This window comes from Runella sp. MFBS21 (assembly GCF_029433105.1).
In the GTDB taxonomy this organism is placed as follows: domain Bacteria; phylum Bacteroidota; class Bacteroidia; order Cytophagales; family Spirosomataceae; genus Runella.
In genome coordinates, this window is the sequence record NZ_JARNTW010000005.1 from 89,132 (window position 1) to 113,843 (window position 24,712).

Here is a 24,712-nt window from a genome sequence, read left to right on the forward strand (position 1 = left end):
TTATCTATTCAAATAAAGGATATAGCCGCTATATATAGTTTTGTGCGAAGGATTCATTTTCTTTGGAGTTCAAACACTATCTTTAACGATTAAACTCTTCATCACCCTTATTTATGAGACATTTATATAAACCAACTTGGAGGGTAATTTTGGCCATTCTTCCCCTTTTTTTAAGTCGTTTTTATGTACAATCACAAACTTTAGCTCCCCTTACGGTCGAAAAAATCATGCGCGACCCTAAGTGGATAGGCGTAGCTCCAAGTAGTCCTTATTGGAGCGAAGACGGCACAAAGGTGTATTTTAGTTGGAATCCCGACAATGCCACTAGCGATTCGCTCTACGTGTACGACCTCGCAACCAAACAAACCCGTAAAGTCACTCCTACTGAGCGTCTTGCCTTGCCCGGAAGAAGCGGCGATTATAATAAGGCGCGTACCCAAAAGCTTTTTGAAAAAAATGGAGACTTGTATTGGATGGAACTCAAATCTGGACAAACGCGACGGTTGACCAACACAGTTGAAGTGGAATCAAATGTGAAATTTAGCGGTGATGAAAGTCGGGCCATTTTCAAAAGAGGATTGAATCTTTTTTCGCTGCATCTGATTACGAGCGAGTTGGTACAACTTACCAATTTTGTGGCGGGTTCCAAAAAACCAGAAGCGACTCCTAGTGAGCAAGAAAAATGGCTCAAAAATGATCAATTGGCGATGTTTGAGATTTTGAAAGAACGCGCCGACAAGAAAAAAGAAGGCGATAAGATTGCCAAGAGTAACCAGCCCAAACGCCCCAAGGAAATCTCTACCAACGACGCTAATATCGACAATGTGATGCTTTCGCCTCAGGGGGATTTTGTTATTTATAGAGCTGTAAAAGCAGTAGGCAATGCAAAAAATACCATTGTGCCAAATTATGTCACTGAATCAGGATTTACGGAAGATATTCCGGCTCGAACCAAGGTAGGGGCTGCTTTAATGAATGCACAATTGTTTGTATACGATATTCAGAAAGATACGGTGCGCGAGGCTTCTGTCAAAGATTTGGCGGGAATCACCGACAAGCCCGACTACGTGAAAGACTATAAAGCTGATACTTCCAAAAAAGCAACTGCCCGCAAGGTCCAGTTTACGAGTATTCAATGGTCCGAAAATGGCAAATATGCAGTGGTGATTGTCCGTGCGCAAGACAACAAAGACAGATGGATTGCGCTCCTTGACCCCACTACCGTGAAATTGAAAGTATTGGATCGCTTGCGCGATGAAGCGTGGGTAGGAGGCCCCGGTAGCTATTGGCTCGATTGGTTGGATGAAGAGACGATTATATTTCATTCGGAAGCCACAGGCTACTCGCATTTGTATACCATTAATGTCCGTACAGGAGAGCGCAAAGCCCTTACTTCTGGCAAGTTTGAGGTACAACAAGCCGAGCTTTCCAAAGATAAAAAGACGATTTATTTTACTTCCAACGAAGTACATCCTGGCGAACAACATTTCTATAAAATGGCAGCAACGGGTGGCGACCGCATTCGGCTGACAACTATGGTCGGTGCCAACGACGCCGCATTATCGCCCGACGAGTCAAAATTGTTGATTCGATACTCTTCGGCTACCAAGCCTTGGGAGTTGTATTTGCAAGACAATCAGCCCAATGCCACGGCTCAGGCTTTTACTAGTTCTTTGAGCAGTGAGTTTAAGTCTTATGCTTGGCGTGAGCCCCAAATCGTGAAAGTAAAAGCGGCGGACGGTGCCGAAATTTATGCGCGATTGTACGTTCCTAAAAAGAAAAATGGTGCCGCAGTGGTGTTTGTACACGGGGCTGGTTATCTCCAAAACGCTCACAAATGGTGGAGTCAGTATTTTCGTGAATATATGTTTCACAACTTACTTGCCGATCAAGGTTATACCGTCTTGGATATGGACTACCGAGCTTCGGCAGGATATGGCCGCGATTGGCGTACGGGTATTTACCGTTTTATGGGAGGCAAAGATTTGGATGACAACGTGGACGGAGCTAAATATTTGGTCGAAAAACACGGCATCAATCCCAAACGTATAGGGATTTACGGTGGCTCTTATGGTGGGTTTATTACTTTGATGGCGCTATTCACCAAGCCGGGTGTATTTGCAGCAGGGGCGGCACTGCGGCCCGTGACCGACTGGGCGGCCTACAATCACGGCTATACATCAAATATCCTCAACGAGCCACAGACCGATTCACTGGCTTATCGTCGTAGTTCGCCGATTTATCATGCAGCGGGCCTACGCGACCACCTCTTGATTTGTCATGGTATGGTAGATGTCAACGTACACATTCAAGATTCGTATCGTTTGGTACAACGCCTCATTGAGCTCAAAAAAGAAAATTGGGAAATGGCTTCTTATCCAATGGAAGACCACGGTTTTGTGGAAGCCACGAGCTGGATGGACGAGTACAAGCGGATTTTGAAGTTGTTTAAAGAAAAATTGAACGCTAAATAAAGACGTTACTCTAAACATAGTCAGACTTTCCAAGTTTAGCCTGTGAGTAGAAAGAAACTTGGAAAGTCATTTTTGAGGACATAGTCAGACTTTCCAAGTTTAGCTTGCGAGTAGAAAAAAACTTGGAAAGTCACTTTTGAGGACATAGTCAGACTTTCCAAGTTTAGCTTGCGAGTAGAAAGAAACTTGGAAAGTCATTTTTTTAGAAAGTACCCTTTAATTCTATCATCGTATTTATGTCCGTTTTTTCAAAAGAAGATACCCAACACCGAACAGGCCAAAATAGAGCGCGTATTGCGCCTTATCAGCTTGCTCAAAGAGCGCCCACGGACGGTGCCGCAATTGGCGCGGGCCGTCAATACCTCGCCGCGTTCGTTGTATCGGTATTTGAAATTGTTGGAAAAATTGGGGTATTTGCTCGATCACGACGACCAAAACCGCTATTGGATTTTTGAAGCCGAGACTTCCAAAATTACCTTCACGTTGGAAGAAACGGCTTTGTTGCGACCCTTATTGGCTGGACTGAAAACGTCCAGCCCTTTTTATGCCAGTATTGAGCGTAAAATCTATTTGACTTCTGAGCTAGTGCCACTTGCGGCGGAGCTTCTCGACCGACATCGTGCCCAAATCGTCACCCAACTCAACGAAGCCATCAAAGCCAAACTACAAGTGCGGCTGCTACGCTATCATTCTTCACACTCGGATACCGTCACCGACCGCTTGGTGGAGCCGTTGAGTTTTACGGATGATTTTTCACAACTCAATGCCTACGAGCCCCAAAGTCAAATCGTAAAAACCTTCAAAACAAGCCGCATCGAAGACATAGAATTACTGCGGCAGAAACAAGAAAACACCTCAGTTTCGGCAGAGATAGACATTTTTGGGTGGACAGGCCCCGAACCCATCTTTGTGGAATTGCACTTGACTTCTACGGCTTATCAGCTTTTGGTGGAAGAATACCCCGCAACGCGCTCGTACATGGAGCGGCTCAGAAACCAAGAACCTTTTACCTTTCGATTAGGGGTAGAAATTCGGGATTTTAGGGGCTTAGGTCGTTTTATCTTAGGACTTCACAAACATATTCAAGTCATGCAGCCGCAAGGGCTAAAAGATTATTTGAATGATATTGTGGCGGGGATGGGGTATTGAAACTGGTATTTTCAGGCAACTTCTAAGATAAAATTGCCATCAATACCGAGACGTTCGTGAAGTTTTTTTGCTAAATCAAGCGTAATCCTCCTTTTTCCGCTCAACAGCTCGGATACCCGTGATGCCTCTATTTCTAAAAGCTCCGCCAAATCTTTTTGTTTGAGTTTCATCTCGTACATTTTGAGTTCAATCATTCCCGAAAGTGTAGAAGGGCGCGGAAACATCACAAACTCCTGCTCATAGGCCTGAATTGCTTCAGCTATCAAACGAGCCTCGGCCTGCTTTTGGGGATTGTCAGTCATAACCGCCGTTAAAGCATCAAACAGTTCAAACGCTTTTTTGTAGTCTGCTTCGTTGTTGATTTTCATGGTTTGTAGTCAATGGTTGAAACATCTATTTTGTTATAATCAGCATGAGTACCAATGAATTTTATATAAACGGTACGGATTGAGAAGTGAATTAAAGCAACTAAGCGATAACGATTCCCTTTGATATTGAACACAAACCGGTCATTTCCTACAAAATCAACCGAATTAAAAGTGGATTTTACATCCATAAGATGTGCCCAATCTGCCTGCAAAACATTGTCATATCATTCTAACAAAGGTACAATGGCATCTGCGTGCTTTTCACCAAACTTCACTAAAGCAGATTTAGCGATAATAACCATACGTCAAATACGGGAAATAAATTCCCAAATATGTAATAAATTTCCAAAAATATAACTTAAAGAAGGGAAGATACACCTACTTCTTCAAACTTGACAAATCCACTCCCTTCAAAACCGCCTTCACCAAATACTCCGTTTTGGCCTTTGCGGATTCTTCTACGCTGTTGAATTGAGGGTCGAGAGGGTGTTTGGTGGGGCTGGGCTTTTTGTCTATTTAGTGAGTATTTAGTTTTTTTTTAATGCTTTACACAATCCAAAGTGTATCTTTAATTTTACCACTAGATAAATTTTTGACAGAAAAATAACAATTGTCATTAATTGACAATAGGAGTTTGTTACTTTGGGGCAGATAAAAGGAATAGATTTATGCAAACCATAGAATTCAACCGCACATCCAACGTATTCTTAAATACAGGTATTATTGCCTTGGAGCATTATTTGAATAGATATAAAGAAGAACAAAGCTTATCCGATAACGAACTTTATTTTGAACTTCAAGTCCATAAACTGATTGTAAACAGCCCAAAACTTTTAGAAATTTTGGAGGAGGTATATTATGTAATGGGACGGGAGGTCTATGATACAGTCACGTCAGAACAAATCAAAAATGCCCAAAATTCAATAAAATGTAACCTCTTTTACGATGCTACACAAGATAAGTTTTCCCTTTTCCTAAAATCAAAAGTTATGGACTGCCTTTATTGCTTACAAATGGACGACCTAAAAATACAATCCATGAAAGCAATCAGTCAACAATCGCCAAATTAAGAGAATCCAACCCAGTACTCGCTTCAAAATTTGAAGAAACTTTTACTGAAAAAAAATTGGATATAGGTAGTGTTATCTATTTTAACGAGCCCTATACTACAATTCCCAGATTAATTAAATTCGACGATAAATATCTTCAAGCAACAGAGAAAGCTGTGCCATGCTTCTTAACAGGTGAAAAGTTTGATAAGTTGATAGATATTGGAAACAATTTAGCTTTTGCATCACTACAAGGTGACCAATCTTTTAATTCTTTCTCAAAATCAAAGGATTTACAAGTTAGTTGGAAGTCCATGATTTTGATGCGGTTTTCACCTAAATATTGCTATTACCATTACCTGTCTTCGAAATATGAGCAGCTTGTTTGTTACTTTTTCTACTCCAATGACCTTTTAGCGTTAAAAAAATACTATCGGATTTATGGATCGTTTTTCAAACCTTCTCTGAAATTACAAGCAGATTTATATATATCAAATTTTGAACCGTATCAATTTGGTAGCCCTAAAAAAGATGATAATACGGTCATAAAAGATGACTTCATCGGAAGACATGAAAAGCTATTTATGCTGATTTACACTATCTACAAGAAAATACTTTTCAATAGACAAAATCCTGACAATGAAGTATTAAATGATTTATTCAATTTTATTGAGAAAGAAAATTATAGTATTCAAATCATGACATTTCAAGCTGATAAGTTCAGCGGGACTTTTAGGGCTAATTCCTTTGAAACGTTTAATCAATTTAAATTCATAGTTAAATTTATTGCTTATTCCGAAAAAAATGGATTGAGTTTTAATCAATTCCTAAGAAGTTTAAAATTTCAGAAAATGCAGCATTCGAGTAGAGGCTTTGGAGATAAATGTCGCCTTGAACGACAACTAAGAAACGAAGTGCTATGCAAAGTATTGAAACAAAAATCAGTCGTTAACGAAATAAAAACTCTTTTTTACGACTGTTTCATTTGCCTCTTCAAGCCTGATGAAAATGTGGGGTACAAAGACTATAATATGTTAGTAAAATTTCTTGAAATATATGAACCAATAATAAATCAAAATATGGACAAAGAACAATTTCAAACCTTGCAAAACCGAGCTATCAATCTCGGGAAAAGTATTGGCTGGGCTATTCTCGACTTCGAAAATCCTGAAAACAAAATTGAAATTAAAAAAGCCAATGCCAAAGATGCTCGAACCTACATTATCGGTCTGCATAAAGCCCGCACAGCCGAACAATTTAGAGAGGCTATCATTCGGATTTTGAACAAATATGATGTAGGAATGGCCGAAGAACTTCAATCTGGTCTTAACGATGATACCTTCGTTTTCATCAAACAATACACAATTATCAGTGCATTAAGTAAAATCAATTTTGCCCTAAAACCCCAAAACGAACCCAAAAATGAAAACTAACAGTATCACTATTACTTACTTATCAAAAGTATCGTTTGCCAGTTTAAATGGCGCTGATAAAGAGGTTGATAACATCAATCCCATCAAAAAAATAACCCTTGCCAATGGGGAAGAGTTACCTTACGTTTCATCACAAGCCTTACGTAGGGCATTGCGGGACAGGTTGGAAGAAATAGGTTACGAACTGTCACCAATTCAAGAAGCGAGCGCAAAGAAAGGAGCGCCTAAAACACAAATACGACCTGTAGATTTTATTGATGATGATTTGTTTGGCTACATGGATGCCGCGCCATCAAAGGAAGAAAAAGGTAAGGGAACTTCGGTAGTAAGGACCTCGCCAATTCGAGTAGAATCACTGGTTGCGTTGACAAATTATAAAGGTGACTTGGATTATGCAACCAATTTTATGGGAAAAGGACATAAAAAAGAAAATGGGGAAGACATTCAGCCTAATATTTTTGAAACTGAAATCCATTCTGGTATTTACAGAGGTACGATTTTGATTGAGTTAGACCGTATTGGTTCCGGGCAGGGGTTTGAAAAAGGGGAACTAACTAACAAACAAAAATCAGAGCGTGTGTTAGCTTTTCTCAATGCCTTTCGAAACCTGTGGAGCAGTGGGCGACAGACACGTTTCTTAGCAGACATTTCGCCTAAGTTCATAGCGGCGGCTTGTATGAAAGTAAAAAATCCTATCTTTTTAGAAGCGGTCAATGCTGATAAAAATGGCCAAATTAACTTTGATAAGTTAAACTCTGTACTAACTGACTATGAATCATTTATAGAAGATTCAGTATTCGCAGCACAAGAGGCGGTTTTTAGCTTAGGAGAAGGTGTAACAAACCTAAAAAACGGGTTTTCTAAAATCGAATCTTGGGTAAAAAGATACTATGGCATAACAGAATGATTACAAATACTTTACTGATAAATCACTATGTATTATTGTGCCATCGAAATCAAGAATCAAACGGCAACGTTTAGAAACCCAGAGTTTCAAAACTTCCATAAATCGTTTGAACTTCCACCCCCTACTACGCTGATTGGCTTGGTGGGGGCAGCTTTGGGTTTGAGTCCAAAATCTGCTCAACTATATTGCAAAGGCAGCATTTTACAAATAGGTGTTTATGGTCGAAATTTAGGATACACAAAAGACCTATGGAAGTACCGAACCTTAGAAGACAAGAATCCTACCAGCATATTGAAAAAAGAAATACTTTTTGACAATCATTTTGTGGTAGTATTTGGTTCGGACGACAAGACAAAAATGATTGAATTAGAACAGGCGTTTCTAAATCCTATCTATGCCCTAAGTATGGGTAATAGCGATTCTCTGGCAAAGGTTGTAAGTACCAAGCAGATTTCAGAGACCCAACAGAAAAAAGTGATTTCACATTGTCTTGTTGCCGGGGATATAGTTGGAGAAGTCTTAAAAAATGCAGGAAACGGGCTGAGTTTTTCAATGTATTCTACTTCTGAACCAATCACTTATGATTTGCCTATACAGTTTAACTACGCCTCAGATTACGGCATGAGAAATGTAACCAAACGACAAACCTTGTCTTTTATTGGCGAACCTTTTGAGCTGAACATCAATAAGGAGGGTGTTATTTATCAACCAAAAGACGAAATACTAAGCGAAGTTTTTATTCCTGTATTCCCCATAAATTTTTGATTTAATGCTGGAAAAGATATTAGCAAAGTCAGAACCACGAGAGTCGTTGGTTACGCATACGCAAAACGTGATAAAAATTTGGGAACAACTTAGAATTAGGTACGGCCATCAGCTTAATCTTTCAGATGATTTTTGGGTAAAATCATATCTAAGCGTCTTATTTCACGACCTCGGAAAAGTTGCAGATAACTTTCAGGATGTCCTTTCTAAGAAAAAGGATTACGATTCTAACTACATCAGACATGAATTTTTATCGGGAATGGTACTATTGCTTTATGGACAATCAGCATATAAAGCCGAACCCGAAAGCTTATTTGCAGTATTTAGCCACCATAAGCCATTAACTGATGAACTGTTTAAGTCTCAAGATAGTTTTGCGTCGATTACTGTGTCCGAAGAAAATTTAAAAGTATTGATTGACTGGTATAATAAGCAACTGAAAGCGAATAATCAAAATGTTATAAGAACTGATTTGGGGCAACAATTATCAAGGCTTTTTGAGAAGAACCTTGAAAACGGAGTTAATCACCTATATACAGGGTTTGAGCAGTTTTTCAACAAATACAAAGCAAATGAGATTTCAAAGTCAATTCGCACAAGGTACATTTTCTATAAAGCCTTACTCAATATCGCTGATTGGACTGCCTCCGCACCATTAGAGCATCGAAATCTAAATAAAGGGCATATTTATACTCGAACAGATTTAGAGGAAAAAATAAAGCAACAAGCCAAAAAGAATTTTCAAGGGTTTAGGATATTTCAGTTAGAAAGCTTCAAAACAGGCTCTGTTTTAGCAATTGCGCCAACGGGTAGCGGCAAAACAGAAGCGGCGTTACTTTGGGCTTCACAGAAAAATGAGTTTGATAAAATTGTTTACTTGCTTCCTACACGAGTTACTTCCAATGCTATTTATCAACGACTTATCAATTATTTTGGAAAAGAAAATTGTGCCGTGGTCCATTCGTCTGCCTATCTGTATCAGAAAAATTTAGACGACACTTTTGAGAAAAAAGACTATCTAAAAGACAAAACGTTTTTCAAAAATGTAAACATCTGCACCATTGATCAAGTGCTTACACAGGGATTTAATCTGGGTTTTTGGGAAATAAAAACCTTCCATTTGTTCAAAGCCAAAGTTATTATTGACGAGATTCATTTGTATGAACCTTATACATTAGGTTTGATTATCACTACAATAAAATATCTCAAAAGAGATTTTCAAACGGAGTTTTTTATAATGACAGCTACAATGCCTCAAAATTTACAGGTATTGTTAAAACAGACGCTTGAAATTGGTGATGAGTCTCTCATCAAAGACAGACAACTACTAAACGAAACTCGAAATCGTTTTGAGGTTCGGGAAGAGTTGGTAGATGAATTGGAGAGTGAAATTATTGAGGCACTTAACAAATACAATAAAGTTTTATTGGTAGTAAATACCGTAGATGAAGCCATAAGGTTGTATGAACATTACAAAGGTAAAAAAGCATACGTAATCTGCTATCATTCACGATTCATCCAAAAAGACCGTATCAGTAAAGAAAAGGAAATTACCACGATTGAGGGTAATGACAGCCCAATTTTACTAATTGCTACCCAAGTAGTTGAAGTTTCTTTGGATATAGATTTTGATATAATGTTTACGGAAAACGCTCCGATGGATGCCATCGTTCAACGTGCCGGACGAGTAAATAGAAAAAGAAAAAAGGTTGATTCTAAAATAATTGTATTCAAGCATCAGCAGAAGTCAGAAGATTGGATTTACAACAAAGAAGACTTTTTGAATAAGACCTTTGAGATATTGAAATTTCATAAAGGGCAAAAATTAACCGAACAGCAATTAACCAACTTGGTGAATTTAGTTTATGATAAGTATGATGTAACCTTAGAAAAAGCATATCAAGAGGGATTAAATGCTTATCATAGAATACAAATAGGTGATAATGGGCATTTACATTATATTAAGGATAATGACGGCTCGTCGGAAACTTATACCCGTGAAGGCTTAGATTCCGTAAATATAATTCCTTTGAAGTTTAAAGAATCGCTTATAAAAGCGTCAGATATTGAAAAAAGCTTACATGAGGTTTCAATTAGAAAGAAAAAGATTTGGGCAGATCCAAAACGTGAAAAAGATAAATGGTTTACTTATTTTGATTGTGAGTATAATTATGAAACAGGTCTAAAGTTTTTAAAAAAGGGCTCTGACCGAGGTAAATGTGTAATGCCATAACCTCACCTTCAAAGCCCCCTACATACACAAGATATTTTGGGGGTATGGCCGTCGCTGTAGCAACGTTGCACTGCAACGTTGCTACATGTTGAAACGTTGTTATGGAATGGCAAATGATGCAACGGACTGGCATTGATGTTAGGCAATGGCAATAATGCAACGCAATGACAACGTTGCACTGCAACGATGCTACATGTTGAAACGATGTTAGGCAATGGCAATAATGCAACGCAATGGCATCGTTGCACTGCAACGATGCTACATGTTGAAACAATGAAATGATGTCAATAAGACCATTATAAAACGTGATAATACCCCGACCAAAAGATACCAAATCAACCCAATAACGTCTCAACTGATGATAGCAAACCGTGTTTTTAAGCATAAACCTTTTATTTCTATGCCTCACTCCAATGACTATTCTCAGTATCGGCGTCAATCGTTTCGGTTGCAAGGGTATGATTACCGCAATGAAGGAATGTATTTTGTGACGATTTGTACCAAAGACAGATTGCCATTTTTTGGTAAAATCGTTGACAATCAAATGATATTGTCTGACATCGGGCAGATTGTACACGATAATTGGTATAAAATACCGCAGTTTTCACCGCATATCGTTTTGGACGAATTTGTGGTCATGCCTAATCATATTCATGGGATTTTGGCTATTATATCACCTGTGGCCTCTGTTGCATCGTTGCACTGCGTACCATCGTTGCAGTGCAACGATGCAACAGCATTTGCCTGGCAACCAAAATTCTATGACCGAATAATCCGCAACGAACAAGAATTGTATAACATCCAAAATTACATCATCAATAATCCTAAAAATTGGAAAGACGATGAAAATTATTTCTGATTCATCAATCCCCATCACCACCGTCACCTTCCCCGAAATAGTCCTGCGCACGCGGGACGCCCATAAATTGCGGGGGTATTTTGGTGATTTTTTTAAGGAACATTCTCCTTTATTGCACAATCATTACGACGACGGTCGCCTACGATATGCTTATCCTTTGGTGCAGTACAAAGTCATCAACCGTGTACCTACGTTGGTGGGTTTGAGCGAAGGAGCGCAACTGTTGGTGGAATTATTCCTGAAAATCAGAACGTTGGACATTGACGGGCGAGAATATCCAATTTTGTCTAAGCACATCAACCACCAACAAGTTTCCATCGACGTAGGTAATGTGCTTACCAAATACCGTTTCGAGACACTTTGGATGCCCCTCAATCAGGCCAATCATACTGAGTATTTGAATGCCGACGAACCTGCGCAGCAAGCGTTGTTGCAGCGAATTTTACAAAACAATATTTTGGCTTTTCTGAAAGGAGTAGGGGCGTATCAACCCGATTTGCCACGACTCATGATTTTGCTCAATGTTCAGAGTCAAACCACCACACAATTTAAAAACCAAACCATGCTGGCCTTTACGGGCGATTTTGTGGTAAATGCCACCCTGCCCGATGGTATTGGATTGGGAAAATCGGTAGCGCGGGGGTTTGGAACAATCAGCAGATTTTAGTTTTAAGCAACAAAAGTTCACTTTTAGAGAACATTGTTGTATTTTTGGCTTTTAGACAAATAGATATGTTTAATATCATTGCACGTAAAACGTTACTTACTTATTGTCTTCTGTATCCAAAAGCTACCAATGCTTTGCAGGAATGGTACAATGAAATGATTCTGTATGAGTTCAAAAACTTTCAGGAATTGAAGACGGTTTACGGAAATGCCAGTTTAGTGGGTGATGACCGCGTTGTTTTTAACATTATGGGAAACCATTATCGGCTAGTGGTCAGGATTGTTTTTGAGTATAAAGTCATTCAGATAAAGTGGTTTGGCACCCATACCGAATACGATTTAATAGACGTAAAAACGATAAGATTCAAGGCTAAATAAAGTAATATATTAATCCAATGTACATCCAAAATTGCCCTTTTGGTTTCAATTCAGAATAAGGATTGAAACAAATTACCCCCGCTCTTCTAACGGCGGGCTTTAAGGCTTTCAAAGCAACTTCCAATAGAATAAGGATTGAAACAAAGAGATAGATTTGGAGAATTTGCTAATGAAAAAAAACTTTAAAAACACATTCCACTAGAATAAGAATTGAAACTGTTGAACTATGGAACTCAAGCCGATTAAAAATGACGCAGAATACGAACAAATGATGGAGTGGATTGATGAGCAATTTGACAGTAAACCTGCTCTCAATACGACTGAAGGAGATCGTCTGGAGGTAGCCTTGCTGTTGGTGAAGGCCTATGAAGACGTTCATTTTCAAATCCCTGTTCCTGACCCGATTGATGCTATAAAGTTAAAAATGGAAGAAAGGGGACTGAAAAGTAAAGACTTAGCAGACTGGATTGGAAGCAAAAGTTATGTGTCAGCCTTACTAAATCGTAAAAAACCGCTGACATTAAAACTGGCAAAACTGTTTCACGAACGGCTTGGAATACCCGCACAAGTCTTACTCAATTAATAATATGCAACTCCACATCAATACCTACGGCACCTACGTCCACGTCAAAGACGATATGTTTGAGATTCGGAAAAAGAATGAAAAAGGCGAACTTGAAAAGAAGCATTACTCGGCGTTGAAAGTGACAGGGATTGTTTTGGCGATTGGTTCAGCGCTCAGTACTGATGCCATCAAACTGGCGATGATGCACAACGTGGACATTTTGTTTATTGAACAATCGGGTGACCCTATTGGTAGGGTATGGCACAGTAAGCTAGGCAGTACGACCAAAATCCGAAAGCGACAACTGGAAGCAAGTCTGGGGAAAGAAGGGGTGACGTGGGTGAAAAGTTGGCTCATGGCGAAGTTGGATAACCAGTTATTGTTTATCAAAGATTTGAAAAAACACCGCCCCCAACATCTTGATTATCTGAATGATAAAGTGACTCGTATTGAGGCTCTTTCGGTTTCTATTTCAAGTTTGGATGCGTCAGCGGTTAGCGAGATTGCAGATACGTTACGTGGTTTGGAAGGCACGGCAGGACGGTTGTATTTTGAGACGTTGAGTTACGTTTTGCCCAAAGAAAATACCTTCAATGGGCGTAGCATGCGCCCCGCCAAAGATGCCTTCAATGCGTTTTTGAACTATGCGTACGGAATTTTGTACAGCAAAATCGAAAAAGCGTTGATTGTGGCAGGAGTGGATCCGTACGTTGGTTTTATGCACCGCGACGATTACAACCAACTCAGCATGGTGTTTGACTTTATTGAGCCATACCGTGCTTTTGCAGATGAGGTGGTATTTCGGTTGTTTTCGGCCAAAAAAGTAAACAAGTCTCATTTGGACGAATTGCAAAACGGTGTGAGTCTCAACAAAACGGGAAAAGAACTATTAGTGATGAGTTTTTCCAAATTTGTGGACGATGAGCCTATCAGATACCGTGGGCGAAATCTGGTTCGAAGCCACATTATCCAACTTGATGCACACAATTTTGCTAATGCCTTAATAACCTCATCCTAGCCTTCTCCTCACTGGAGAGGGACCTATAAACTCCTTTTATTTATGATTATTTGGGTTTTGTATGACATCGAAAAAGACCGCAGTCGCACCAAAGTAGCCAAACTTTGCGAGCAAGCGGGTCTGTACCGAGTACAGTATTCGTGTTTTTTAGGAACACTCACGGCCAACGAAAAAGACACACTACGTCTCAAAATTGAGGAGTTGATAGATGAAGTCAAAGACAAGGTGTATATTTTTCCGATGAGCAAAGACGAACTTCGGTCAACGGATTTGTTGGGACAAGCCTTTGACAAAGACCTTGTGACAGACCAAGTGAGAGCACTGTTTTTTTGAGTGAAGAAGGCAAATTGGATTCATTCGATATTCGTCACTTTAAAACTTGACCGCAGCGGCGGCTAATTCAAAATGACCTTGACACCGTCTCATATTATTGAGTATCTTTACTGTCCGAGATTTACTTATTTTGAGTACGTGCTGGCGATTCCGCAATATGAGGAGAAAAACTACAAAGTGATGCGAGGGCGTGAGTTGCACGATTTGAAATTGGAGCAAAACAAGGACTATTTGCGACGACGTATTGGTGCAGTAGGAAAATACATTGACCAGTATCTTACCAATGATCTGATACGTGGTAGGGTAGATGAAGTACTGGAATTGGCTGACGGAACAATGACTCCATTGGACTACAAATTTGCCGAGTACAAAGATAGGGTCTATGAAACCTACCAAACACAATTGTACTGTTATGCGTGGTTGATTGAAGAAAACTTTGGGAAGAAAGTTGAGAAAGGGTATTTAGTTTACACCCGCAGTCGAAATAAATTGGTGGAAGTACCTATTTCGGAAGAAAATATTCAAAGCGTAAAAGAGGCCGCCAAAGCAATAGAACATATTATTGGTAACAATTTTTACCCCAAAGCGACAAAGTACAAAGCTCGTTGTGTGGAATGTACCTACCGAAACTTGTGTATTCGATAGGGACGGGGAAGTCCGAGCGGGAATTTATTTTTAGAGGCTCAAAAATAAAGAGTAAGTGATTTATAGTAAGTGAGTTATGGATTCGGAAAAAGTAAAAAAAATGGCAAAAAAAGCGTTCATTGACGTACTATTTTTAAGAAAAGGAGCAAAAGCAAAATGCAGTTATTATATTTGTAATCAGGTCATTAGCAAAGCTGACGGCTTCCAGAGCAATTTCCAATAAGAGATGGATTGAAACTTCATATGGCAAGATGCACAGCACCAGTACATGGCCACTTCCAGAGCAATTTCCAATAAGAGATGGATTGAAACGAATATCAACAACTCCACCACCTACGCCGTCTTCATCTTCCAGAGCAATTTCCAATAAGAGATGGATTGAAACGAATCGAAGTTATTAAAGATAATGAAAGAAATAAAGCTTCCAGAGCAATTTCCAATAAGAGATGGATTGAAACCAATGTAAGTCTTGACTGGCTGCTTATGGGAGAAGAGTCTTCCAGAGCAATTTCCAATAAGATATGGATTGAAACATTAAGTCAATATGATGCCCTCTCAATTGACGTAGTTCTTCCAGAGCAATTTCCAATAAGAGATGGATTGAAACATGTCTATGTCCCATTCTCCATTGGTTTGCGTAATCTCTTCCAGAGCAATTTCCAATAAGAGATGGATTGAAACAGGTGTAGCAGCGTTGCACTGCAACGCTGCTACGGAATGGCATGGCAACGCTGCTACGGAATGGCATGGCAACGCTGCTACGGAATGGCATGGCAACGCTGTTACGGAATGGCATGGCAACGCTGTTACGGAATGGCATGGCAACGCTGCTACGGAATGGCAACGCTGTTACGGAATGGCATGGCAACGCTGTTACGGAATGGCAACGCTGTTACGGAATGACATCGTTGCACTGCAACGCTGCTACACCTTTATATTTTTAATCTTACTTGTAGACGTCCTAGCAAAGTCGCGATGCCGACAATCATTAGCGAAAATAAAAAGGATTTTACCAATCCCACACTACCCGTCGTCAAAAAGGAGGGTAAACGAAAAGGTATAAAACTTACTACACTATAGTATACATACGGAAGTACATAGCAGGTAAGAGTACTGGTACCAGCAGTTCGGATAAATTGGAACCAACGACCTTTGTCTTGTAAATCCAACAAAAAAAATAGCGAAGCATAAAGAATGAATGCAATACCGCTACACAAGAAAACCCAAGTAGGAGTAGCTTGGATTTTGGAAATTATAAAAAAGTTGTGCAGCAAAATGCCAATCACGATAAGTCCAATTCCGATGATGGTAAACACCGAAGGTATTTGTATTTTTCGGTTTTTTGCCTGAAACCATTCTAACAATAAAGTGGCCATAATGCCCATAAAGGCAAAACTATGGAAAGCTCCATTGGCCAAAATCCAATCTTGAGGGCCACTAGGCCAGAGATTTTTGAGCCAACCTGCATGACCCGCAATGGGTAAAAAACTGAAGATTACCCATGAAATTACCAATACAATGGGTTTAGGAAAAGCCAATAGATAGATGATAGCGCAGCTAAGGTAAGTCCAGCCAATGAGTCCCAAAATTCCCCACCATTTGGTTTCAAAACCTACCAGTTTACCGTCAGAATTTCCTTTGAAAATAAATGCTAAATATATCAAAATGCCCAAGCCAAGCACTTGAAACCCCTTAAATAGGTATTTGGGAGAAGGCTCTTGGCTAGGGTAGAGATTCCATACTAAAAAGAACGCCACTACCATCAAAATTTTGAATAATTCTTGGCTCATGCCTGTGGCTTCTTCGTTGATGTCGGGGACATTGACCGTAAATAATCCCATGATAATCAATGCCAACGACCTACTGATAATGTGCACAAGAATTTGAGGGTGCGTATCTCCTTTGGCAAGGCGATTTTGTATCGCAAAAGGAATAGCCATGCCCAAAATAAACAAAAAACAAGGGAAAACTACATCTGATACGCCCAGGAAATCTACGTCTGCTTCGGCGTGCTGGAGCCAATAGGGAATGCCCGTGAGTGTCCAAAAATCATTGACAAAAATCATGGCAACCATCGTGAGGGCTCGAAAAGTATCAACAGATTGAATGCGCTTGAGAGGGGGTGTTTGCACAGAAAGAATGGGTTAGGAGTTAGATAAACCTTGAGTGAATTAAGACAAAAAGTAAGTCAAATTTAAGGAGTATTTACTTTCTTAATTTCGTCAAACATGGCCCTAAAACATTGAGCAGAGGTATTCTCTCCCGCTTTTTCGTTTACTTTTATACCATAAAACTCTTCCAAAAACGATTTGTTTGACGACCATATCGTTTGCATCATCCCGAAGTAACGGGGTTTCATATCTTTGGGGGCAATCTCCTTAAAACGTAGCATGTCTTGGGTTTGGGTGACGGCTATTCTGGGCTTGCGCCAAGGACAGGTGATTACATTAAAACCCTTCATAGCAAAATAGACAGCAGTGGGGTCGGGGCGCTCATAGTGCCAGTCGCAGATTACTACATCTTTCGCAATCAAATCTACCGCACGGTGGGTATTGTTCATACTAGCTTCCCATTCGCCTATACCCGTGGTTTTGCCGTCGATGAGGCGGTCGCCCCAAATCCAAAGTTTCCGATTTTGCTGAGCCAAATGATTTCGGATAAGATTGACCTCCCCCGCAAAAAGCTCTGCTTTATCGTGGCCTTTGCAGCGAGGGCATTTGTCGTGACCAATGTAAAATACTTCATCCATTCCTGCATGGAATGCTTTGCTTTCAAACGCGTCACAAATTTCGTCTACTAGCGCTAGTACTACTTTATGAACTTCAGGATGCAACGGACAGTAGCTTTTGCAGTAAAGCCCATCATCGTTGGGCCAAGCATATTTTGCGGGCATTTTGACATGAGGTGTTTCGTCAAATTCTGGGTATACCCTCAGTAAACTGTAGGTTTTGGTCGCCCAGCTTTGATGCCCAAAAAGATTGATTTGAGGAATAAGATGAATGTTGTGTTGTTGGCAAGCTTTTACCAATTTTTTTACGTCTTTTCGAGACAACGCCAAGCTATCCCTTATTTCAGGATGACTCTTAAATTCATAATTGTAATCAACCCTCAAAATGATGGTATTGACTTGGCGCGGCGCTAGCTCTTCATTAATAAACTTGATAAAATTCTCTATTTCATTGCTTTCCGGGGCGGCAATACAAAAACCTCGCACGGGCAGTAGGGTATCCAATTTGGTTTGAGCTTGGAGACCTCCAATACTCAACAACAAGACGAAGATAGAAAAGAGCAGTTTTTTCATAATGGCATTTCACATCGAAAGGTAAGGAAACCAAAGATAGATAATTGCAGATATATTTCCGCATCGACTACCAGATTTTGTCATCTTTTAAAATAAGTAAAATTCGTTATTTTTGCGGTTCCAACGAAGGTATCTATGAGTTACGAAATGTGGCTTTTGTTTGTGATTTTGAAAGACCGAGGAAGCTCGTTATAGACGAATGCGGCCCTGTAACGGGCAGGTATTTTAGTTTATTAATTCAAATTCAATCACAATGAAAACCATCATTGAACCCTTCAAAATCAAATCGGTAGAGCCGATTTACTTCACTAGCCGTGCCCAGCGTCAGCAGATATTAGAGACAGCGGGCTACAATCCTTTCTTAATCAAAGCCGAAGGTGTAATTATTGACTTACTTACCGATAGCGGTACGTCGGCCATGAGTGCCAAGCAGTGGGCGGGTATCATGGACGGCGACGAGTCGTATGCGGGTTCCCGTAGCTTTTTTAGATTTGAGCATACGGTCAAGAAACTTACAGGATTTGATTTTATAATCCCAACTCACCAAGGCAGGGCCGCCGAAAAGATTCTGTTTAGTTTATTGGGAGGCGCAGGCAAATATTTTGTCAGTAATACATTTTTCGACACTACTCGCGCCAACATTGAATTTACGGGTGCCGAAGCGGTAGATTTTTTGACCTTAGAAGGCAAAACCCCCGCATTAGTAGCTCCTTTTAAAGGTAATATAGACATCGATGCTTTGGCTTATTTCATTGCAGAAAAAGGAGCGGAGAATATCCCTTTGTGTATGCTTACCGTGACCAACAACTCGGGAGGAGGGCAGCCAGTATCGATGCAAAATATTAGAGAAACGAGCGAGCTGTGTCGTCGCTATGGTATTCCCTTTTTTATAGATGCGTGTCGTTTTGCAGAAAATGCTTTTTTTATCAAAACACGAGAAAAAGGCTACGAAAATGCCTCGATTGTTTCGATTGTGCAAGAGCTTTTTAGTTATGCCGACGGCTGCACGATGAGTGCCAAAAAAGATGCTTTGGTCAATATCGGAGGTTTTTTGGCTCTAAATGATACCCACTTAGCGCAGCAAGCCAAAAACATGTTGATAGTGACCGAAGGGTTTCCGACCTATGGAGGGTTGGCAGGGCGTGATTTAGAAGCGATTGCCCAAGGACTTGAAGAAGTGCTTGACGAAGAGTACTTAAAATACCGTATTAGAAGCATTGAGTACCTAGGCGAAAAAATTCACCATGCAGGAGTGCCTATTATGATGCCTACGGGCGGGCATGCTGTTTATTTGGATGCAAAGGCTTTTCTGCCCCATATTCCGCCGCACCAATTTCCAGGAGTGGCTTTGTGCAACGAAATTTATCTCGAAGGAGGGGTACGAGGGGTAGAAATTGGTTCATTGATGTTTGGCAAATATGATGCATCGGGGCGGCATGTGGCACCACCTCTAGAACTTGTCAGATTGGCAATCCCGAGAAGGGTATATACCCAGAGTCATATTGATTATGTAGCGGAGGTTATTATAGAAACTTACCGCAAAAAACAACACATAAAAGGCTATAAAATAGCATACGAAGCTCCCCTTTTACGTCACTTTACTGCTTTGCTAGTGCCCCTATAATCAAATAGGGTAGGTTTAAATTGTATTACTATTGTTGAGGGATTGAAAGTAGGTATGAGGTCACTTGTGCTTGCGATTAATCCCTTTTGTTTGTAGATATAATCCTTTAAAATAAAGATTGAAGTCGTTTGAAAACCCAAATGAAAGGATACAATTTTGATAATTTATATCATTTTTGAAATTATAGTATCATAAATGGTAAAAATTGTACTATTCGATTTGTCCAAAATAATATTTACTTTGCAATAATATATTTTCCGTTTTTTATTTCTTAATTTAAACTAATTATTACAAATGAAAAGAAAGCTACTCTATTTTAAGTTGCTTGTACTTTCTTTCCTTTCTACGCTGAGCTTTGCTCAAAATGTGGATGTAAAGGGAAAAGTAACGAGCAGTAACGGAGAGCCAATTTATGGCGTCAACATTGTAGTCAAGGGTACGAATCAGGGGACAGTAACCAACGATAAGGGGGACTACAGCATCAATGTAAAGAAAGGCGCTACTCTGACTTTTAGCTATATTGGTTTTGCAGCCAAGGAAGTAGCTGTCGGTAACAGTTCAGTTATTAACGTGGCTTTAGAAGCCCAAGACAATGTATTGAATGAAGTCGTAGTGACGGCTTTGGGTATCAAAAAGGAAAAGAAAGCATTGGGGTATGCGGTGTCAGAAATCAAAGGAGAAGATTTGACACAAGCCCGTACCAACAACATGGCCAACTCTTTGCAAGGAAAAGTGGCAGGTCTTAATATTTCGGCCCCTGCTTCGGGACCAGCGGGGTCTACGCGGATTGTGATTCGGGGAAATGGCTCTATTTCAGGAAACAACCAACCTTTGATTGTGGTGGATGGTATTCCTATCAACAACGACAACCTCGGAAACGCGGGTATGTGGGGCGGTGGTGACCGCGGAGATGGTATCTCAAGCCTTAACCCCGACGAAATCGAAAACATAAGTGTATTGAAAGGAGCTACTGCTGCCGCTCTTTATGGATCACGTGCCTCAAACGGAGCGATTCTCGTGACTACCAAAGGAGGTAAAGCGGGTAAAGGCATCGGAGTAGAAGTCAACAGCAATTTTGTAGCAGAAGACCTACTTATCAAAAAGTTTGAGAATTATCAGTACGTATACGGTGCAGGGAACAATGGCCTCAAACCTACTACTGTGCAGGAAGCATTGACTTCTAATAGCTGGGGAGCAAAGCTTGATGGTTCAAGCGTGATTCAGTTTGACGGTAAGTCGCGTCCTTATTCGGCTGTAAAAGACAATCAAGAAAACTTCTATCAGTTGGGAAGTACTTTCACAAATTCTGTTGCTTTGACAGGAGCAACTGAAAGTGTTACGTATCGCTTCTCAATGAATGACCTCAACAGCAAAAGTGTCATTCCTCACTCGGGACTAAGAAGAAACAACTTTGCTTTGAATGTCAATGGCAACTTAGGAAAAAGACTGTCGTTTGTATCGAATGTAAAATACATCATCGAAAAAGCCACCAATCGCCCTCGTTTGTCTGACTCTCCAGGAAGTGCTACTTATGCAATCAATGCCATGCCTACCTCTTTGAGCGTGGCTGCTTTGCAAGAAAGCCAAGTGACACCCCAAAACTATGAACTCACTTGGTCTGACAATATTTACATTCAGAACCCTTACTATGCGGCAGCTGAATGGAAAAACTCTGATAAGAAGAATCGTATTATCGGTACTTTTGAGCCTCGTTTCAATATCACCGATTGGCTATATATCAAAGGACGCCTTGGATTCGATAATTTCAACTATCGTTATCAAGAAATTACCCCTTACGGAACTCCATTTAGCCTTCGTGGTGGCTATGGCGTCAACAACCGTAATTTCACCGAAACCAACGCAGATTTGATGTTGGGCTTTGATAAAAAGCTCTCTGAGAAAATCGGTCTCAATGTTCTCTTAGGAGGTAACCAAATGAGACAAACCTACGTCAATTCAAACTATAGTAGTGGAGCGCTCAATATCCCCTTCTTTTATGATATCTCCAATAGCGATCCCGCAGGACGTGGTCTAAGCGAACAACTCGTACGCAAACGTATCAATTCATTATATGGTTCTGCTGAATTTTCGTACAATGGCTACTTATACGTAACTGCTACAGGTCGTAACGACTGGTTTTCTACACTAGCTTCAGGCAACAACAGCATTTTGTACCCTTCAGTAGGAGCTAGTTTTGTATTGTCAGAAGCAGTGAAGTTGCCTTCGGCCATCAACTACCTAAAACTACGCTCTTCTTGGGCGCAGGCAGGTGGTGATACCGACCCTTACAACCTTTCATTGTATTATAGTCTTTCAGGAGCTCACTTAGGTGCGCCGTTGGCTCAAATTAGCACTAGCCAAGTACCTAATGCATCGCTTCAACCCCTTACTTCAACTACTTTTGAGGCTGGATTTGATACCCGTTTGTTCAACAATCGGGTAGGTATTGATTTTGCATTTTACACTCGTAAAACCACCAACGATATCGTAGGTGCTACTATTTCGGCTACTTCGGGTTATGGCAGTGCTTTATTCAACGTAGGGGAAATTGAAAATAAAGGGATTGAATTGTTGGTTAATTTCAACGTGTTGAAGAAAAAAGATTTTACTTGGGATCTTTCTTACAACATGGGCTACAACAATAGCAAAGTTGTGACGCTTTATAAAGATTTAGCCACGATTCGGGTGGATGAAAACCGCACCAGAACAGCCTACATCAATCATGTGGTAGGATTGCCTTATAGCCAAGTACAAGGCTTTGATTTTAAGAGAGATGCCGCTGGAAATATCGTGCATGATGCTCAAGGGTTTCCTCTTCAAGGAAATCTTATTAACTATGGTACTGGGGTAGCGCCACTTACACTGGGTCTCAACAACTCCTTCCGCTACAAAGGCGTAGGATTGAGCTTCTTGATTGATGGTAAATTTGGAGGTCATCTATTCTCAGGAACAAATGCGTTTGCTTATCGTAGAGGTTTGACAGTCGAAACGCTTGAAGGACGTGAAGGTGGCTTAGTGGGTAAAGGTGTTAACGAAAAAGGGGAGCCTAATACCGTAAAAGTATCTGCCCAAGATTACGCAAGCCGTATTGCCAACAACATCGCTACTCCTTTCGTCTATAGTTCAGATTTCCTCAAGTTGCGCCAAATTATCATTGATTACAGCATTCCTTCGAAAGTGTTGGGCCGTTCGCCGTTCAAAAGTGCGTCGGTTTCTATCGTAGGACGTAACCTGCTTATTTTGATGAAACACACTCCTAACCTTGACCCTGAGTCTACTTACAACAACTCAAATGCGCAAGGTCTTGAATTGGCAGGTGTACCCGCTACCAGAACAGTTGGGGTAAACCTTAACTTGAAGTTTTAACATTAAAAGAAATTTTGACCATGATACGTAAAATAGCATTAATTCTTTGTCTAATAGGTACCTTGGGGTCGTGTACGAAAGATTTTGAAACCATCAACGTTAACCCCAACGCTCCTTCTTCAGTACCTCTTGATTACCTTTTAGCCCAATCGACCCTCTTCATTACGGGAGAAGGTGGCGACCCGGGCTATCGTTCGTGGCGTACCAATTTTATCTACGCTGCTATGATGATGCAACATATGTCGTCGGTAGAAGTAGGTTTTTACCGTGGTACTGTCTACACTTTTCAGGGAGATTTGAGTGCCGCTTGGTTTGAAAGAGCTTATCCAAATTCTATCAAAAACTTAGTCAATTTGATTGAACTTTCTAAAGCTGATGCCAAACAAGTAAATATCTTGTCGATGGCGCGTATCTTGAGAGTGATTGAAATTGGGGTATTGACGGATGTATATGGTGATGTCCCTTACTCAGAAGCGGGATATGCTGCTTTGACGGGTACATTCTCCCCTAAATATGATGCCCAAAAAGACATCTATGCGGATATGCTCAAAGAACTCGAAGAAGCTGGAAATGCTTTGAGTGCTTCGGCTTACATTCCTACTACTGCCGACTTGGTGTTTGGAGGAGATATCAACAAATGGAAACGTGCTGCTAACTCTTTGATGCTTCGTTTTGCAATGCGTATGCAAAAAGTAGACGCTGCGGCTGCTCAGACTTGGGCCAAAAAAGCCGCTGACCGTGGTTTGATGACAAGCATCGATGATAGCTTCGGGGTAAAATTTGCTAATACTGGTGCTGGAAACAACGCCAACCCTAACTCTTGGAATATGTTTCCAGGGGGGCGTGGTATTGTGACTGCTGACAATATTCAGTGGGGCAAAACCTACATTGAGGCTATGAAAGCACGCAAAGACCCTCGTTTGGGCGTAGTATCGGCACTTAAATCAGGAGATAAAACCCCCGATAAACAAATCGGATTGCCAATCGGCACCGATGCTACGATGCTTGCGGCATTGTCGGCTCCGCTAAATGATCGCGCCAATTATTCACGTCCTGCACCTAATATGTATAACCTTGGCAATACGCAATTTGTAATGACTTATACTGAGTCAGAGTTGCTCAAAGCTGAGGCTATCGAAAGAGGTTGGGTCACTGGTACTGCCAAAACCGCTTATGACAACGGCGTAAAAGCAGGTATCAAACAAATCAATTCTTACGGAGGAACCCTCACCGATGCCGATGCAGAAACCTATTTGGCTGCTAACCCTTATCCAACGGCTGGTACGCTTGATGCTAAAATGAATGCCATTCATACCGAATTCTGGATGTCGACTGGTTCATTGTTACAACATATCGAAGCATGGGCTAACTGGCGCAGAACGGGTTATCCTAAATTGACACCTGTCAACTATCCTGGCAATGAAACCAATGGACAAATTCCGCGTCGTTTGCGCTATTCGCAAGGCGAATACGGAGTCAATCCTAACATCGATGCTGCCGTAGCACGTCAAGGTGCTGACTTGTTTACCACTCGGGTATGGTGGGATAAACAATAAATAAGGCTAGGCTCAATGATTAT

At 40.6% G+C, this 24,712-nt stretch carries 23 protein-coding genes; 18 read left to right on the forward strand and 5 right to left on the reverse strand.

The features are described 5' to 3' along the window. The first annotated feature begins 113 nt into the window (after positions 1–113). Both P1X15_RS13300 and P1X15_RS13305 read left to right on the forward strand, forming a co-directional pair. Positions 114–2,474 (forward strand): prolyl oligopeptidase family serine peptidase, encoded by a 2,361-nt coding sequence (locus P1X15_RS13300; protein ID WP_277338619.1) that lies wholly within the window; start codon positions 114–116, stop codon positions 2,472–2,474. Between the two features lie 186 nt (positions 2,475–2,660). Further along, complete coding sequence (locus P1X15_RS13305; protein ID WP_277338620.1) at positions 2,661–3,623, forward strand: YafY family protein; 963 nt, start codon at positions 2,661–2,663, stop codon at positions 3,621–3,623. Between the two features lie 11 nt (positions 3,624–3,634). Here P1X15_RS13305 and P1X15_RS13310 read toward each other — a convergent pair whose 3' ends face one another. Then, positions 3,635–3,991 (reverse strand): type II toxin-antitoxin system HigA family antitoxin, encoded by a 357-nt coding sequence (locus tag P1X15_RS13310; RefSeq protein ID WP_277338621.1) that lies wholly within the window; start codon positions 3,989–3,991, stop codon positions 3,635–3,637. After that, on the reverse strand, positions 3,988–4,203 hold the full coding sequence (locus P1X15_RS13315) for a type II toxin-antitoxin system HigB family toxin (RefSeq protein ID WP_277338622.1): 216 nt from the start codon (positions 4,201–4,203) through the stop codon (positions 3,988–3,990). The genes P1X15_RS13310 and P1X15_RS13315 overlap by 4 nt, the downstream gene beginning before the upstream one ends. 456 nt (positions 4,204–4,659) lie before the next feature. Here P1X15_RS13315 and P1X15_RS13320 point away from each other — a divergent pair, with 456 nt between their 5' ends. The 12 genes from P1X15_RS13320 (at position 4,660) to cas4 (ending at position 14,842) form a co-directional block, all read left to right on the forward strand. Beyond that, complete coding sequence (locus P1X15_RS13320; protein ID WP_277338623.1) at positions 4,660–5,061, forward strand: hypothetical protein; 402 nt, start codon at positions 4,660–4,662, stop codon at positions 5,059–5,061. Further along, complete coding sequence (locus P1X15_RS13325) at positions 4,995–6,473, forward strand: hypothetical protein (protein WP_277338624.1); 1,479 nt, start codon at positions 4,995–4,997, stop codon at positions 6,471–6,473. The genes P1X15_RS13320 and P1X15_RS13325 overlap by 67 nt, the downstream gene beginning before the upstream one ends. After that, complete coding sequence (gene cas7i / locus P1X15_RS13330) at positions 6,463–7,380, forward strand: type I-B CRISPR-associated protein Cas7/Cst2/DevR (RefSeq protein WP_277338625.1); 918 nt, start codon at positions 6,463–6,465, stop codon at positions 7,378–7,380. Before P1X15_RS13325 ends, cas7i begins: the two co-directional genes overlap by 11 nt. Before the next feature lie 27 nt (positions 7,381–7,407). Next, positions 7,408–8,145 (forward strand): CRISPR-associated protein Cas5, encoded by a 738-nt coding sequence (gene cas5 / locus P1X15_RS13335; protein ID WP_277338626.1) that lies wholly within the window; start codon positions 7,408–7,410, stop codon positions 8,143–8,145. A gap of 4 nt (positions 8,146–8,149) precedes the next feature. Continuing rightward, complete coding sequence (cas3, locus tag P1X15_RS13340) at positions 8,150–10,378, forward strand: CRISPR-associated helicase Cas3' (protein ID WP_277338627.1); 2,229 nt, start codon at positions 8,150–8,152, stop codon at positions 10,376–10,378. Between the two features lie 400 nt (positions 10,379–10,778). Beyond that, entirely contained in the window at positions 10,779–11,237 is a 459-nt protein-coding gene (locus tag P1X15_RS13345; protein ID WP_277338628.1) for a transposase, read from the forward strand. Beyond that, positions 11,221–11,904 (forward strand): CRISPR-associated endonuclease Cas6, encoded by a 684-nt coding sequence (locus P1X15_RS13350; RefSeq protein ID WP_310586018.1) that lies wholly within the window; start codon positions 11,221–11,223, stop codon positions 11,902–11,904. Before P1X15_RS13345 ends, P1X15_RS13350 begins: the two co-directional genes overlap by 17 nt. Positions 11,905–11,969: 65 nt before the next feature. Beyond that, positions 11,970–12,281: a type II toxin-antitoxin system HigB family toxin gene (locus P1X15_RS13355; protein ID WP_277338629.1), complete on the forward strand. Its 312-nt coding sequence runs from the start codon at positions 11,970–11,972 to the stop codon at positions 12,279–12,281. A gap of 226 nt (positions 12,282–12,507) precedes the next feature. Then, positions 12,508–12,864, forward strand: coding sequence for a type II toxin-antitoxin system HigA family antitoxin (locus P1X15_RS13360; RefSeq protein WP_277338630.1), 357 nt, complete (start codon positions 12,508–12,510; stop codon positions 12,862–12,864). A gap of 4 nt (positions 12,865–12,868) precedes the next feature. Further along, complete coding sequence (cas1, locus tag P1X15_RS13365) at positions 12,869–13,864, forward strand: CRISPR-associated endonuclease Cas1 (protein ID WP_277338631.1); 996 nt, start codon at positions 12,869–12,871, stop codon at positions 13,862–13,864. A gap of 42 nt (positions 13,865–13,906) precedes the next feature. Continuing rightward, the gene (cas2, locus tag P1X15_RS13370; RefSeq protein ID WP_122934725.1) at positions 13,907–14,197 is read left to right on the forward strand and encodes a CRISPR-associated endonuclease Cas2; all 291 of its coding nucleotides are present in this window, start codon (positions 13,907–13,909) and stop codon (positions 14,195–14,197) included. A gap of 72 nt (positions 14,198–14,269) precedes the next feature. After that, positions 14,270–14,842 carry a CRISPR-associated protein Cas4 gene (gene cas4 / locus P1X15_RS13375; RefSeq protein WP_277338632.1) on the forward strand — a complete coding sequence of 191 codons (573 nt, stop codon included), beginning with the start codon at positions 14,270–14,272 and terminating at the stop codon, positions 14,840–14,842. 133 nt (positions 14,843–14,975) lie between these two features. On the opposite strand, the gene P1X15_RS32575 is transcribed toward cas4, so the two are convergent. Next, positions 14,976–15,209, reverse strand: coding sequence for a hypothetical protein (locus P1X15_RS32575; protein WP_409049682.1), 234 nt, complete (start codon positions 15,207–15,209; stop codon positions 14,976–14,978). Between the two features lie 11 nt (positions 15,210–15,220). On the opposite strand from P1X15_RS32575, the gene P1X15_RS32580 reads away from it, so the two are divergent. Beyond that, on the forward strand, positions 15,221–15,508 hold the full coding sequence (locus tag P1X15_RS32580; RefSeq protein WP_409049683.1) for a hypothetical protein: 288 nt from the start codon (positions 15,221–15,223) through the stop codon (positions 15,506–15,508). Between the two features lie 266 nt (positions 15,509–15,774). Here the strand turns inward: P1X15_RS32580 and P1X15_RS13380 are convergent, their stop codons facing one another. Together P1X15_RS13380 and P1X15_RS13385 are read right to left on the reverse strand one after the other, a co-directional pair. After that, positions 15,775–16,974, reverse strand: coding sequence for a DUF5009 domain-containing protein (locus P1X15_RS13380; RefSeq protein WP_277338633.1), 1,200 nt, complete (start codon positions 16,972–16,974; stop codon positions 15,775–15,777). Between the two features lie 62 nt (positions 16,975–17,036). Then, entirely contained in the window at positions 17,037–18,143 is a 1,107-nt protein-coding gene (locus P1X15_RS13385; protein ID WP_277338634.1) for a family 20 glycosylhydrolase, read from the reverse strand. A gap of 253 nt (positions 18,144–18,396) precedes the next feature. Here P1X15_RS13385 and P1X15_RS13390 point away from each other — a divergent pair, with 253 nt between their 5' ends. From P1X15_RS13390 to P1X15_RS13400, 3 genes are all read left to right on the forward strand, one after another. Continuing rightward, positions 18,397–19,767, forward strand: coding sequence for a tryptophanase (locus P1X15_RS13390; RefSeq protein ID WP_277338635.1), 1,371 nt, complete (start codon positions 18,397–18,399; stop codon positions 19,765–19,767). Between the two features lie 294 nt (positions 19,768–20,061). Next, positions 20,062–23,133 (forward strand): SusC/RagA family TonB-linked outer membrane protein, encoded by a 3,072-nt coding sequence (locus P1X15_RS13395; RefSeq protein ID WP_277338636.1) that lies wholly within the window; start codon positions 20,062–20,064, stop codon positions 23,131–23,133. Positions 23,134–23,153: 20 nt separating this feature from the next. Beyond that, entirely contained in the window at positions 23,154–24,689 is a 1,536-nt protein-coding gene (locus P1X15_RS13400; protein WP_277338637.1) for a SusD/RagB family nutrient-binding outer membrane lipoprotein, read from the forward strand. Positions 24,690–24,712 lie beyond the last annotated feature (23 nt).

What these genes read in the sequence shown, in the direction of transcription:
- P1X15_RS13300 (WP_277338619.1), top strand. Translation starts at nt 114, where the DNA reads ATGAGACATTTATATAAACCAACTTGGAGGGTAATTTTGGCCATTCTT.
- P1X15_RS13310 (WP_277338621.1), bottom strand. Translation starts at nt 3,991, where the DNA reads ATGAAAATCAACAACGAAGCAGACTACAAAAAAGCGTTTGAACTGTTT.
- P1X15_RS13320 (WP_277338623.1), top strand. Translation starts at nt 4,660, where the DNA reads ATGCAAACCATAGAATTCAACCGCACATCCAACGTATTCTTAAATACA.
- cas7i (WP_277338625.1), top strand. Translation starts at nt 6,463, where the DNA reads ATGAAAACTAACAGTATCACTATTACTTACTTATCAAAAGTATCGTTT.
- cas5 (WP_277338626.1), top strand. Translation starts at nt 7,408, where the DNA reads ATGTATTATTGTGCCATCGAAATCAAGAATCAAACGGCAACGTTTAGA.
- cas3 (WP_277338627.1), top strand. Translation starts at nt 8,150, where the DNA reads ATGCTGGAAAAGATATTAGCAAAGTCAGAACCACGAGAGTCGTTGGTT.
- P1X15_RS13345 (WP_277338628.1), top strand. Translation starts at nt 10,779, where the DNA reads ATGCCTCACTCCAATGACTATTCTCAGTATCGGCGTCAATCGTTTCGG.
- P1X15_RS13350 (WP_310586018.1), top strand. Translation starts at nt 11,221, where the DNA reads ATGAAAATTATTTCTGATTCATCAATCCCCATCACCACCGTCACCTTC.
- P1X15_RS13355 (WP_277338629.1), top strand. Translation starts at nt 11,970, where the DNA reads ATGTTTAATATCATTGCACGTAAAACGTTACTTACTTATTGTCTTCTG.
- P1X15_RS13360 (WP_277338630.1), top strand. Translation starts at nt 12,508, where the DNA reads ATGGAACTCAAGCCGATTAAAAATGACGCAGAATACGAACAAATGATG.
- cas1 (WP_277338631.1), top strand. Translation starts at nt 12,869, where the DNA reads ATGCAACTCCACATCAATACCTACGGCACCTACGTCCACGTCAAAGAC.
- cas2 (WP_122934725.1), top strand. Translation starts at nt 13,907, where the DNA reads ATGATTATTTGGGTTTTGTATGACATCGAAAAAGACCGCAGTCGCACC.
- cas4 (WP_277338632.1), top strand. Translation starts at nt 14,270, where the DNA reads ATGACCTTGACACCGTCTCATATTATTGAGTATCTTTACTGTCCGAGA.
- P1X15_RS13385 (WP_277338634.1), bottom strand. Translation starts at nt 18,143, where the DNA reads ATGAAAAAACTGCTCTTTTCTATCTTCGTCTTGTTGTTGAGTATTGGA.
- P1X15_RS13390 (WP_277338635.1), top strand. Translation starts at nt 18,397, where the DNA reads ATGAAAACCATCATTGAACCCTTCAAAATCAAATCGGTAGAGCCGATT.
- P1X15_RS13395 (WP_277338636.1), top strand. Translation starts at nt 20,062, where the DNA reads ATGAAAAGAAAGCTACTCTATTTTAAGTTGCTTGTACTTTCTTTCCTT.
- P1X15_RS13400 (WP_277338637.1), top strand. Translation starts at nt 23,154, where the DNA reads ATGATACGTAAAATAGCATTAATTCTTTGTCTAATAGGTACCTTGGGG.